The 12,882-nt window shown below is 54.3% G+C and carries 13 protein-coding genes; 8 read left to right on the plus strand and 5 right to left on the minus strand.

Going from position 1 to position 12,882, the window contains the following annotated elements; translation table 11 throughout:
• Positions 1–206: 206 nt before the first annotated feature.
• A complete protein-coding gene (locus CPA50_RS03305; protein WP_096781037.1) occupies positions 207–1,889 on the plus strand; it encodes an AMP-binding protein in 1,683 nt (560 codons plus the stop codon).
• Positions 1,890–2,005: 116 nt separating this feature from the next.
• On the opposite strand, the gene CPA50_RS03310 is transcribed toward CPA50_RS03305, so the two are convergent.
• Entirely contained in the window at positions 2,006–2,197 is a 192-nt protein-coding gene (locus tag CPA50_RS03310) for a hypothetical protein (protein ID WP_096781038.1), read from the minus strand.
• Between the two features lie 137 nt (positions 2,198–2,334).
• On the opposite strand from CPA50_RS03310, the gene CPA50_RS03315 reads away from it, so the two are divergent.
• Complete coding sequence (locus CPA50_RS03315) at positions 2,335–3,234, plus strand: LysR family transcriptional regulator (protein WP_096781039.1); 900 nt, start codon at positions 2,335–2,337, stop codon at positions 3,232–3,234.
• A gap of 18 nt (positions 3,235–3,252) precedes the next feature.
• Here the strand turns inward: CPA50_RS03315 and CPA50_RS03320 are convergent, their stop codons facing one another.
• Positions 3,253–3,894 carry a lysozyme-like domain containing protein gene (locus tag CPA50_RS03320; protein WP_096782313.1) on the minus strand — a complete coding sequence of 214 codons (642 nt, stop codon included), beginning with the start codon at positions 3,892–3,894 and terminating at the stop codon, positions 3,253–3,255.
• A 167-nt stretch (positions 3,895–4,061) separates the two neighbouring features.
• On the opposite strand from CPA50_RS03320, the gene CPA50_RS03325 reads away from it, so the two are divergent.
• Positions 4,062–4,880, plus strand: coding sequence for a DUF2059 domain-containing protein (locus CPA50_RS03325; RefSeq protein WP_096781040.1), 819 nt, complete (start codon positions 4,062–4,064; stop codon positions 4,878–4,880).
• A gap of 81 nt (positions 4,881–4,961) precedes the next feature.
• Positions 4,962–6,152 (plus strand): M24 family metallopeptidase, encoded by a 1,191-nt coding sequence (locus tag CPA50_RS03330; protein WP_096781041.1) that lies wholly within the window; start codon positions 4,962–4,964, stop codon positions 6,150–6,152.
• Positions 6,153–6,220: 68 nt separating this feature from the next.
• Here CPA50_RS03330 and CPA50_RS03335 read toward each other — a convergent pair whose 3' ends face one another.
• Entirely contained in the window at positions 6,221–6,499 is a 279-nt protein-coding gene (locus CPA50_RS03335) for a peptidylprolyl isomerase (RefSeq protein ID WP_096781042.1), read from the minus strand.
• A gap of 182 nt (positions 6,500–6,681) precedes the next feature.
• Between CPA50_RS03335 and CPA50_RS03340 the strand changes: the two genes are divergently transcribed.
• The 4 genes from CPA50_RS03340 to CPA50_RS03355 all read left to right on the plus strand — a co-directional run bounded on the left by CPA50_RS03340 (position 6,682) and on the right by CPA50_RS03355 (position 10,839).
• Complete coding sequence (locus tag CPA50_RS03340; RefSeq protein ID WP_096781043.1) at positions 6,682–8,268, plus strand: ABC-F family ATPase; 1,587 nt, start codon at positions 6,682–6,684, stop codon at positions 8,266–8,268.
• Between the two features lie 174 nt (positions 8,269–8,442).
• Entirely contained in the window at positions 8,443–9,006 is a 564-nt protein-coding gene (locus tag CPA50_RS03345; protein ID WP_096781044.1) for a DUF1415 domain-containing protein, read from the plus strand.
• Between the two features lie 182 nt (positions 9,007–9,188).
• The gene (locus tag CPA50_RS03350; protein WP_096781045.1) at positions 9,189–9,920 is read left to right on the plus strand and encodes a spermidine synthase; all 732 of its coding nucleotides are present in this window, start codon (positions 9,189–9,191) and stop codon (positions 9,918–9,920) included.
• A gap of 16 nt (positions 9,921–9,936) precedes the next feature.
• Positions 9,937–10,839, plus strand: coding sequence for an NAD-dependent protein deacetylase (locus CPA50_RS03355; protein WP_096781046.1), 903 nt, complete (start codon positions 9,937–9,939; stop codon positions 10,837–10,839).
• Between the two features lie 15 nt (positions 10,840–10,854).
• On the opposite strand, the gene CPA50_RS03360 is transcribed toward CPA50_RS03355, so the two are convergent.
• Positions 10,855–12,573, minus strand: coding sequence for a cation:proton antiporter (locus tag CPA50_RS03360; RefSeq protein WP_096781047.1), 1,719 nt, complete (start codon positions 12,571–12,573; stop codon positions 10,855–10,857).
• Positions 12,570–12,800, minus strand: coding sequence for a hypothetical protein (locus CPA50_RS19320; RefSeq protein WP_143750720.1), 231 nt, complete (start codon positions 12,798–12,800; stop codon positions 12,570–12,572). Before CPA50_RS19320 ends, CPA50_RS03360 begins: the two co-directional genes overlap by 4 nt.
• Positions 12,801–12,882: the final 82 nt, after the last annotated feature.

A 12,882-nucleotide genomic window follows, 5' to 3' on the forward strand; every position in this document is an offset into this window, starting at 1 on the left:
TATGAAATTCGATACGCTTCATTTTTCACTCTAGACCAATATTGATTAATGTCACAAAAAATAATCAATTTCTCGCGCCCGCGCTTAATGAGCCGGGAGACATGCCATTGAGCTCTCGAAAAAACACGCTAGTATGAAACTGGCCCTGATTTGGTTCTGAGGCTGATTCCAGATCCATAAACGATAACAACAACAAGGAGTTTTTCATGGCAGTGGATATCCTCAGGCAGACATCTCTGCACTGCTTGTATTACTGGGCGGAGCAGATCCCGGACAATGTATATCTGACCCAGCCCTATCCTGATGGCACAGTAGAAGACATCACCTGGAAGCAGGCGGCCGATCAGGTTTCACGAATGGCGGCCCATCTCCGGAGTCTTGATCTTCCGGAGCCTGGCAATATCGCGATTCTGGGCAAAAACAGTGCGCACTGGATTCTGGCGGATCTGGCCATCTGGGCTGCCGGACATGTATCTGTGCCCTTATATCCCACCCTTACGGGTGAAGCTGCCGCTTATATTCTTGAGCACAGCGAATCAAAACTGCTGTTCCTGGGCAAGCTTGACGGTACAGCGGATGGCTGGAACGATATTAAAAGCCATATTCCATCGAATCTTCCTGTCATTTCCCTGCCCATGTCGCCGATGTCAGATTGTCCCCAGTGGCTGGACATCATTGCTGAAACTCTTCCTGCGTTACCGAAAATGCCGGACCCTGATGCCTTGGCTACCATTGCGTACACATCAGGAAGTACCGGGCGGCCCAAAGGGGTTATGCACAATTTCCGCGCCATGATGTCGGTTGCCGACGGTTTACAGCAGGTTTTTACGGTTTCAGCAAACGACCGTATGCTGTCTTACCTTCCGCTGGCTCACGTGGCAGAAAGGGCCGCAGTGGAAACCCAATCGCTGTATTTCGGTTTCCATGTGTATTTTGCCGACACGCTGGACACCTTTCAGCAGGATCTGCAACGTGCCCGGCCAACTCTGTTCTTCTCTGTTCCGCGGCTATGGATGAAGTTCTATCTGGGAGTTAATGCCAAACTACCCCTCAAAAAACAGAAACTGCTATTCAGCATTCCGTTTATTGGTTCAATGGTAAAGAAGAAGGTGCTCCGGCAATTGGGGCTGGACCATTGCCGTGCCGCGTTGACCGGGGCCGCGCCTTTATCGGAGGAGATTATCACCTGGTACCGCAACCTCGGGCTGGAACTGCTGGAGGTTTACGGCATGACGGAGAACTTCGGATACTCCCATGCCAGCAGGCCTGAGCAGGCCAGAACCGGTTATGTGGGTGTGGCGAGTCCCGGCGTTGAGCATCGCATTGGCGATGGTGGTGAGTTGCAGGTAAAAAGCCCGGGAATGATGCTGGGCTACTATCGGAATGAAGAGAAAACCCGGGAGGACGTTACGGGTGACGGTTTCCTGAAGACGGGTGACATGGGCGAAATCAACGCCGACGGCTACCTGCGGATCACCGGCCGGGTGAAAGACCTGTTCAAAACCTCGAAGGGCAAGTATGTGGTGCCTGTGCCTATAGAAAACCGGTTTAACCACCCGTCGGTGGAAGTTGTATGCGCAGCTGGTGCGAACCAGCCTCAGCCTTGCCTGATGTTGTTGCTTTCGGAAGAAGTCCGGGAGGGGCTGGCTACAGGGATGAACCGGGATGGACTGGAGCAGGAGTTGTCTGATGAACTGGATGCGGTGAACGAAGGCTGTGAAGCACACGAAAAGATTGAGTTCGTGGTACTGGTGAAAGAACCCTGGACGATGGAGAACGGGATGCTCACACCCACCATGAAGATCAAGCGTAATGTGATCGAGGATGTTTACAACCGTAAAATGGATGAATGGTTTGAACAGAAAAGAAAAGTGATCTGGGAATTCTGACCGCGTAATGCAAAACGCCGACAGATTCTTTTGAGAATCGTCGGCGTTTTCAGCCTGGCTCTTGCTTTCAGGGCTGCGCTATTTAGCGCAGCTCTTTGCGTTTGCCCTGCTGGAGTTCAGTGGCCACCCTGCATCTGGGTGATATCTGTTACAGCTACAGCTCTGCGGTTAAAGGAGCGCAGCTTGCGGCTCACGAAATTTACTGCCATCTTTGCAGCCGCACGGGTGTGCTGACTTCTTACTCCAGCACTGTTGTGGAGGATACTGGACGGTAGCGGGTGAACGGTTGCGATGTGCTTTTGGGCCATAGCGACTTCCTCCTTGGCTGGTAACTTGATGTAAATGAATAAAGGGATTGACCCGAATTTATGATGAATACTAAAGATATTTTTTTGCAGCTTAAATACGTTAAAATCCGTACTCACGTTGCAAATATGCAGTAGCTATGGACTGGGATTATCTACGATATATACATGCTTTGGCAATAGGCGGAACGCTCGCAAAAGCCGGAGAATTATTGGGTGTGCACCAAACCACGGTTTTACGCCGGCTGGACCAGATGGAAGAGTCGCTGGGTGTGCAGTTTTTTGAACGAAATCGCGATGGTTTACAGCTGACTCCCGTGGGGGAAACTGCTTTCCGCAATGCCGAAAAGCTCGCTGTTGAGATGGAAAATCTCGAGCGTAAACTGGTTGGACAGGACTCTGCACCCGTAGGAAAGGTGCGTGTGGCAGCCGAAGACACAATGATGAGTGAACTGCTCGGGCCGGTTCTGGCTGAGCTGGTGCGTGAGTTCCCGGATATTGAGCTGGAAGTGCTCACCGATAACGACGTCACCAACCTCACCCACAGGGAAGCAGACCTGACTTTGCGACCTGAGAACAAACCCCAGGCAACCCTGGAAGGTGAGCGTATCGCGGCGATTGAATCTGCGGTTTACGGCTCCGCCGGTTATTGCCGCCGCCATCGCAATATGGACATTGAAAATCAGCCTGAAGACTGCCTCTGGATTATTCCGGATGAGACCTTCAGCCATCTGGCAACGGGGCGCTGGTACCGTAAACAGCTGAAAAACGCTACTTCAGTCATTCGGTGTAACAGCCTGAATGCGATGTACTCGCTGGCCAGAGCCGGTGCGGGGCTGGCTGTTTTGCCCTGCTATCTGGGTGAGGGCACAAAAGAGTTGCGCCGCCTGTCAGATCCGATTGAAGGTGAAAGCGTCGATTTGTGGGTGCACGTAAGTCAGGATACCCAGCAAATGGCAAGGGTACGAATTGTGATGGAGTTTCTGGTTGAACGGTTGCAGGCCCAGGCATCGATGATTGAGTTTAACCCAACCGCGTGATCGTCTGGTGGCCAGGGTTCAGCCGCAGAATGGCCAGAATTGGTACCAGCGCCAGCACTGGAATTCCTGTTCACAGGATTTGAGCTGGTTATCGTACCGGAAGGCCCGGTTCTGAACCCGGGAAGCCAGAGTTGTCACCCCGGGTTTACGGGCAAATGTTCTTCGGGCGTAGCCGCCGCGACCCTCGTGGTATGCAAGGTATAGCTGGCGTGGGCTGTGAAATGGAATGCCAAGCTGTTGATGGGTCAGATGGTTGTACCAGCCTACGAAATCCAGTGCGTACGCCATATCGGTACGCACTGTAAACAGGCCATCGCCATTCGCGGCGAGGTATTCCCCCCATGCCGGATCCAGAGCCTGGGCATAGCCGTAGGCTGTGGTCGGCCGGGTCCAGGGAATAATTCCCCATAACTGGGTCCTTGGTGGCTTGGCGTGGCTGCGGAAGGACGATTCGTAATATACAAAAGCCATCTGTGTGGCTATGGGGGTTCCCCATCTTTCCTGAGAGCTGCGTGCGTAGTCATACCAGACCGTATGTTCCCGGAAAATGTCACATAAATTGTCGGGGTTTACAGGCGGTTCGGGAGCTAGCAGGCTGAAGCGTAAAGTTGCCCAGGTCCCGATAAGCAACCCGATAACCGGAAGGCCGTACCATTTCAGGCGGGATTTCCATCGATTACGGCGTGTCTGTCGCCGTCTCCTGCGCGGACGTGCAGGTTTCCAGAATTTTCCTACCAAACTGTCATCTCCGGAACCCATGGATTGCTTGCTCAGGGGAGGGAGTGCGTGTCATAAACGCAGCATCCATCAAACAGGATGATAGTTAAATGAAGCTTGGTACCCTAGTTAAACCTCTTTTATTCAGTGGTCTGTTCCTGGCCGGGTCAGTTATGGCTGCACCCAGTGCCCAGCAGGTTCTGGCAGCATCGCCCGTCGATGACATTGTAGAGCGCTACCCCGCAATGATGAGCGAAGGCATCCGCGAAGGGCTGAAGCGCAATCAGCAGTTACCGCCCATGGTTGCCGACACCATTGGGTATGTGGTCACGAACAGCTTCCGTGCTGTGGACATAGAGCAACAGATTGTTAAGAGTCTGGAGCAGGAACTTTCAGGGAGCCAGCTTGAGGCGGTAGAGAGCTGGTATAAAACCCCCGTTGCACAGAAGATCTCAGCGGCAGAAATAGCAGCTTCAGATCCCGCCGCATGGCAGCAGATACAGGCCAGAGCGATGGAGCTGAACAGGAAGTACAAGGGCACTGACCGCGCCCGGATGTTTGAGCGCTTTGATCGTGCATCCCGCGCCACTGAAAGTGCAGTGGATACTACCATTGCCGTGCAGCTGGGGCTGGCAAGCGCCATGGCTGCGTTCAGCAGTGGTTCAGGGAATTACGATGAACTCAGGCAGAGCATAGAAAACCAGCGGGAAACAATCCGGGGTGTTGTGGAACAACAGGTTTATGACAGTTATCTGCATACCTATGAAAACATCAGTTCCCAGGAAATGGGTCTGTATATCGACTTCCTGGAAAGCGGAGCAGGGTCGGCGTTTTCAAAAACCGTTACCGGGAGTATTCAGCAGGCAATTACCGAACCGGTTGAATCCATTGGAAGCCAGCTTGCACGCTTCCTGTCCCCACAAAAATAGCACGCCGGATTTGAAGGATCCGGCATTTGGGCGCACTCTCCAATAGCGAGCCACACTTGAACTGCTTTCAGGAGAGTGCTTATGGACTTCAAAGCCTATCAAAAGGTTCTGGCCGGTCAGCTCAGGGGAAGCGAATGCCCGTTCCCGCCGGCCGAATTTGAGCTACGCCTGCAGCGTCTAAGGGCCCTGATCGCGGCCCGGCAACTCGGGGCGCTGCTGGTTACGGATCCATCCGATATCTACTACCTCACCGGATACAGCACCTTTGAAGTTTCCGTTCATGTTGCCCTGGTGGTCAGTCCTTCATCGCTTTTGCTACAGGTGCCGTCAATTGAAATGGGGCCGGCAATGGTTACCACGCGAGTGGATCAGGTGGTGGGCTACCGCTGGGAGAGTGTGAGCGAGGTGCTTGATCCTCTTGCCGACGCGCTGGCGAGTGCCGGGGCTGGCGTTGGAATCGATTGCTGGCATGGTTCTTTGCGATATGGCGTTATTGAAGGACTGCGTCAGCGGCTGCCCCGTTGTGAATTTGCAGACGCCTCGGCTCTGCTGAAACAGCTGCGTATTGTGAAATCGACCGCTGAACTGGAGTGCCTGCAGCGCAGTGCTGATATCACTGGTCTTGGGCTGGATGCCGCAGCTGCTCTGGTACGGCCGGGTGTTACCGATAGTGAGATTGCCGCTGCCGGCGCCGAGGCAATGTTGCGTGCCGGCAGTGAGTTTATGAGCATGCAACCGATAGTCGTGGCAGGGCGCCGCAGTAGCGTGATCCATACCAATCACAAACGATTTGAAGTGCAGGAGGGAGAACCAGTATTTCTGGAATTTGGGGCATCCTGGCAGCGTTATACTGCACCGATGATGCGTACAGTCGTCGCCGGCAAGCCTACGAAACGTATGCAGGAAGTCTTCGGTGGCTGTCGGCGTGTGGTGGATACTCTGGTTGGCGCCATGGAGCCGGGGCGAAGTTTTGACTCAGCGGCTATGGCTGCAGACAAGGTACTGGAGCCTTTGGCCGGAGATGTATTTTTTTCCGGGGTGTTTGGTTACGCAGTAGGCGCGCAGTTTCCGCCGTCCTGGGTGGAAGGATCAGGCTATATTGCCCGTCGACAGTCAGCGGTTTTTGAACCGGGAATGGTGTTTCACCTGCCTGTTTGTCTGCGGATTCCGGGGTACTGGGGAATTGGTTGCAGCGATACAGTCCGGGTAACGGAACAAGGCGCAGTGGTAATGACCTCGAATCCCTGGACCCTGGCCTCGCCACCGGGTTGATCTGGTGGGCTGTTTAACCCTCCGCCATGGTTCGGCGGAGGGTTCTGTCATTCAGCAGTTGCGGCTTATTAGCTGCGGCTGGTGACTTCCAGCAGGTGATAGCCGAACTGGGTTTTTACCGGCCCGAGAACTTTATTGACTTCGCCGCTGAAAACCACTTTGTCGAATTCCGGAACCATCTGGCCAGGGCCAAATGAACCGAGATCGCCGCCGTTGCGACCAGACGGGCAGGAGGAGTGCTGCTTTGCAACTTCTGCGAAATCCTTACCACCTTCAATTTCTTTCTTCAGCTCTTCACATTTTGCTTCGCTGTCGACCAGAATGTGGCGTGCGGTTGCCTGTGCCATGATGACTATCCTTCAATACAGTGAATGGGTACTTCAGAAATGGAATGCTGCCCGTCCCCTTCGCCGGAGGCAAGCCTTTTTATCGGTGTTTCTGCGGCCTCACGATTGTCACTGCAAACCTGTACAATGCCGGCTTACTCCAGTCGGCCTGGCGCTGGCCCTAACATCTATAGGTTTGTTTCTTGATCTCTACTGCCAATATCACTATGCAATTCGGGGCCAAACCCCTGTTTGAAAATGTTTCCGCCAAGTTCGGTAACGGTCATCGCTACGGTCTGATCGGGGCTAATGGTTGTGGTAAGTCCACCCTGATGAAAATTCTCGGTAGCGACCTGGAACCCTCTGCCGGCCAGGTCATGCTGGAGCCGAACGTCCGCTTGGGTAAGCTGCGGCAGGATCAGTTTGCCTATGAAACCTGTTCGGTTATGGACACGGTGATCATGGGCCATGAAGAACTTTGGAACGTGAAAAAAGAGCGGGACCGTATTTACTCGCTGGCAGAAATGAGTGAAGAAGATGGAATGGCGGTTGCGGATCTGGAGGTCCAGTTTGCCGAGATGGACGGTTACACCGCCGAATCCCGTGCCGGTGAACTGCTTCTGGGTCTGGATATTCCTCTGGAACAGCACGATGGCCCCATGGGTAATCTCGCGCCCGGGTGGAAGCTCCGGGTGCTGCTGGCGCAGGCTCTGTTCTCGGATCCGGATGTGCTCCTGCTGGACGAGCCTACCAACCACCTTGATATCAATACCATCCGTTGGCTGGAAAGCATCCTCGTTGCTCGCAGCAGCACCATGATTATCATTTCTCACGACCGCCACTTCCTGAACAGTGTATGCACTCATATGGCGGATCTGGACTACGGCGAACTGAAATTGTTCCCGGGTAACTATGATGAGTACATGACTGCTGCTACCCAGGCCCGTGAGCGTATGCTTTCGGACAACGCGAAGAAAAAAGCCCAGATTGCAGAATTGCAGCAGTTTGTGAGCCGTTTCTCCGCCAACGCCTCCAAAGCCAAACAGGCCACTTCCCGTGCGCGCCAGATTGACAAGATCCAGTTGGATGAGGTGAAACCCTCCAGCCGCATCAGCCCGTTTATCCGTTTTGAGCAGGGTAAAAAGCTGCATCGCCAGGCGGTAACCATCCGTGAGCTGACCAAAGGTTTTGATGGAAACACTTTGTTCAACAAGCTGAATCTGCAAGTTGAAGCCGGAGAGCGCGTAGCCATAATCGGGCCCAATGGTATTGGCAAAACCACCTTGTTGCAGTGTCTGGCTGGTGCTTACGAGCCTGACAGCGGTGAGGTGAAATGGACGGACAGCGCCGAAGTGGGTTATTTCGCCCAGGATCATACGGCAGATTTTGCAGATGACGACACTCTGTCAGAGTGGATGGCTCAGTGGACAACCGGCGGCGAGCAGCTGATAAGGGGCACCCTCGGCCGTATGCTGTTTTCCGGTGATGATATTGGCAAATCGGTGCGGGTTATTTCCGGTGGTGAGCAGGGGCGCATGCTGTTTGGCAAGCTGATTCTGCAGAAGCCCAACGTGATGCTGATGGATGAGCCCACCAACCACCTGGATATGGAATCTATCGAAGCGCTGAACCTGGCCCTTGAGAACTACCCGGGTACGCTGATTTTCGTAAGCCACGACCGTGAGTTTGTTTCCTCACTGGCGACGCGGATTATTGAATTGACGCCTGAGGGTGTTACGGACTTTAGTGGCACCTACGATGATTATCTTCGTAGCCAAGGGTATCTCTAAAAATTACTGATACTACGGGGGCTGGGCAGACGAGCAGGGCGGGCCAAAAAACGCTGTGAATACGTCCGTGTACGCTTGGCTCCGCCATCCATGGCTCCGCACATTTTTGGCCCGCCCTGCTCGTCTACCCGACCTGAACTTTGCAGGTTGGATCAACAGCTAGAGGAACTCTGTGTGAGTGAAGAATCAGTAGTTCAAGCAACCCGGAAGTGGGTCGAAGACGTCGTTGTTGGCTACAACCTTTGTCCGTTTGCCAAACGGGAACTGGTCAGGGACCGGGTTCGGTTTGTGGTTACTGCAGCCGATAACGAAGACTCTCTGCTCCAGGCTCTGCAAACCGAGCTCCTGCGTCTGGACGATGAACCGGAAACCGAAACTACGCTTCTGATTCACCCTCACGTACTGCAGGGTTTTGCGGACTACAACGAGTTTCTGGATGCAGCCGATGGTCTGCTCGTGTATCTGGACATGGAGGGCGTATACCAGATCGCCAGTTTCCATCCGGATTACCAGTTTGCGGACGCTGAAACGGATGCAGCGGAGAACTACACCAACCGTTCTCCGTTCCCAATGCTCCACTTGTTGCGGGAAGCCAGTCTGGAATCCGCGATTGATAGCCATCCGGATGTAGAAGGGATTCCCCAGCGCAATATTGATCTGATGAACAAGCTTGGTGCAGGGAAAATGCGGACGGTCTTAATCGGGTGTATGAAGGTGGCGGAGAATACAGGGGAGTAGAACGAAGAGCCGGTGGGTAACCCTCTCCCAAAAATGTGCGGAGCCATGGATGGCGGAGCCAAGCGTACAGGGACGTATTTACAGCGGTTTTTGGGAGAGGGTTACCCGCCGGAGACTGCGCTGAGCCACGATTGTTGCAGGTCTGACGATAGACAAGTGAACGACAATAAAGAGGAAGCAAAGTGGCACGACTATTCGAACAACTAGATAGCCAACCCTCCGAAATCGGCGAAATCACACTCCGCCGGCGCCGCATACCCGCACTGGGGGACAGGGATATTTTCGAGGTAAAACTCGGTGAAGAATTTCTTATGTCCAGTATGTTTGTGGATGCGGAAGTTGCCCTTTCTGATCTTGGTCTGAATGTAACTGAAGGCGATAACCTCAGCGTTGTCGTTGGCGGCCTGGGGCTCGGTTATACAGCCGTTGCAGCACTCAGGCATGAACGCGTCGGTGAATTGCTGATAGTTGAGTATCTGGAGCCGGTTATACGCTGGCATCAGCAGGAGTATGTTCCTCTCGGTAAAGACATCAACGCGGATGCCCGCAGCCGCTATGTTCACGGCAGCTTCTTCGATCTCGCTGTTGCAGATCCGGAGACTGGAGGTTTTGATCCTGAAATGCCCGGTAAAGAGTTCGATGCCATCCTGCTGGATATCGACCACTCGCCCCGTGCGCTGCTGAACGAGTCCAATGCGAGCTTCTACACCACCGAAAATATCAGCCGCATGGCCCGGCAGCTCAAACCCCGAGGTATTTTTGCCATGTGGTCCAATGAGGGGGAAGACTCCGTATTTATGGACATATTGCGGGATGTGTTCACTGAAGTAGTCTGTCACGTTGTGAGCTTCTACAATCCATTCCAGAACAGAGAGTCGTTTAACACTGTTTATTTGGCCCGTAAACCGGGCTGATCTTGCCGGAGTGTGTATGCCTGTGACGACTTACCGTACCCGTCCGTTCAGTTCAGACCAGCGTCTCCCGCAGCTGGATAAGCCTCCGGTTATTCATGAGCCGGAGCAGGCCGGTGAGTTGCTGGCGGACTTCATTCGCAAGTACCCCAAACTATTGATTCTCACAGGTGCAGGCGTCAGCACAGATTCCGGTATCCCGGATTATCGCGATGGTGAAGGTGCATGGAAGCGCAAACAGCCGGTTCAGCACCAGGAGTTCATGGAGAACTTTGAAACCCGCCAGCGGTACTGGGGGCGCAGCCTTATTGGCTGGCCGGTGATGCGCAATGCCGCGCCCAACCCCTCTCACTATCACATTGCTGATCTCGAACTGCGGAACCATTCCAGCCTTGTGGTTACCCAGAATGTTGACGGATTGCACCAGAAAGCCGGCACTCACGGGGTGAGTGATCTGCACGGGCGCGCAGATGAAGTAGTGTGTATGAGTTGCAGCCACCGGTGCCCCCGGGATGATGTACACGAACGCTGCGCTGATCTTAACCCTGACTTCGGACACTACAAGGCTGATACGGCGCCAGATGGCGATGCAGATCTGGAAGTGGATTTCTCCGGGTTTCGCCTGGCAGATTGCTCCCGGTGTGGCGGCATACTGAAACCGGATGTGGTGTTTTTCGGAGACTTTGTACCTAAACAGCGAGTGCAGTCAGCCGTAGAGGCGCTTAAAGCCAGTGATGGTTTACTGGTGATCGGATCATCGCTGATGGTTTTCTCGGGTTTTCGCTTCTGCCGGTATGCCAAAGAATTCGACAAGCCTGTTGCTACTCTTAACCTGGGCCGGACCCGGGCGGAAGAGCTGGCGGACCTTAAACTCAATGCGAGAATAGGGGAGACCCTGGAAGCCTCTCTCAAGCGTTTATAGCCAGCGGCCCGTTGATCATTCGTACAGTTCCTTCTGGCCGGTCGGGTCGTTCATACAAGTCTCTGCTGTGGGTTCTCCATCCAGAATCATACGTGCCGCTGCTATGGCCGCATCGCGGTAGGGCATAAGTACAATGTCTGCTTTTGCCCGGGTAAGTGCTGCGGCTGTCTGTTCCCTGTGTGCCGCAACGGCGACCTTGCCATGATAGCCAAGGTCCTGAACGCTCCTGAGCAGAGTACGGCGTGGGTCGTCATGGGTCAGCCCGGTATCATGTTCGGGTACAGCCAGCACCAGCCATTTGGCAGAGCCAAGCGGTAAATGTGCGAGAAACTCCGGGTCTGTTGCATCGCCAAAGATCACGTCATATCCCTCCATACGGGCATGGCGAACTGCGGCTGGGCTGAAATCGATCCCAAGTACCCTCAACCCGGCCTCCCGAAGCACCCCTGCGATGCCGAGCCCATAGCGTCCCATCCCGAACAGGATTACATCATGTCCGTGAGAGCTTGATGGAGCGTCCTCGCGCTGGGTCGCGATCATGGGGCGGTCAAAGATCCTTAAAAGAGGTTCTATCCGGTCATAGATCTGGTGTGAGTAGGTAATCATGTAGGTTGAGGCTGCGATAGTGATAAGACCTACCAGAGTCACGAGCCCCAGCGCCTGGTCGTTGACATGGCCGATAGTTACGCCCATTGCCATGAAAATCAGGGAAAACTCGCTGATCTGCGCCACAGTGAGGCCCGCAAGAAAGCCCGTACGTTTGCGGTAGCCCATGGTTACCATGATGATCAGTACAATCAGCGGATTACCGATCAGCACAAACAGCGACAGGACAATGGCCGGCCCAACGCTTGCGCCCAGAACTGACAGGTCCAGAGATGCCCCCAGCGCGATGAAGAAAAAGAGTAGCAGGAAATCCCGCAGTGAGGTGAGGCGTGCGGCAATTGCCTCGCGGTAGGAAGTTGAGGCCAGAGAAACGCCGGCCAGGAGTCCGCCAAGTTCCTTGCCGAAGCCCAGGTAATGGCCCATGGCTGCCAGCAGCACTGCCCAGGCGATAGCAAAAGACACCAGTAGTTCCGGGGCCTGCGACAGGCGGTCGACCAGAGGGTTGGCCACATAGCGAATAAATAATGCCACGGCGCCCAGCATGGCCAGACCGTAGCCAAGAACCACCAGAACGTCAGTAAATGCCGCATCGTCTCCGGCCCCCACCCCGATGGCGGACAATACAATCATCGCTACCACGACCGCCAGATCCTGCACAATCAGGAAGCCAAGAGCGATTCGGCCATGGAGAGAATCGATTTCGCGCTTGTCAGATAGCAGTTTGACGATAATGATGGTCGACGAAAAGGTCAGTGCCACCGCAACATAAATGGCGGTCAGTGCATCCAGGCCAAGTGCGAGGCTTAAGGCGAAGCCAAAGACGGTTGTGAAAATGACCTGGCCTAGCCCCGTAACCAGAGCCACAGGCCCCAATGTTCGCACCAGATTGAAATCGAGCTTCAGGCCGACCAGAAACAGCAGGACAGCGATGCCGAGTTCGGCCAGAAGGTCTATCTGTTCATCTGACTGGGCGATATTCAGTACCGAAGGGCCGGCGACGATACCCACCGCTATGAAGCTTACAATCAGCGGCTGGCGCAGGAGAAGCCCGACGAAGCCGACGCCGGCGGCGAGCACCAGGAGCGCCGCGAATTCGTAGAACATATAGCCCTGAAGAGCCTCAGTCACGATGTCTTCCTTTTGCTTTCTGTTTCTGAAGGGCGCGTCGATGAAAGGGAGTTGTAGTGCGGTGATTGCTGCAATGACGATGGGTGCACGTGGCGCTCCAGGCGCCGCTCAGTTGTTTCAGTGACGCTCAGGCCATCAAGGGCTGAGCCTACACTCCTGAGAACTTCTCCGCCCTCAAGTGCGAGCCACTTGGGGGCGGAGGGGTTCTTGACGGGGCGAGTGGTCATTGGGCCTCTCCTTGGATCAACACAGCCCCATCATACACTGCGATATAGCTCAAATATATTTGACGGCTACATCAGGATTCCC

This window comes from Marinobacter sp. ANT_B65 (genome assembly GCF_002407605.1).
Lineage (GTDB): Bacteria > Pseudomonadota > Gammaproteobacteria > Pseudomonadales > Oleiphilaceae > Marinobacter.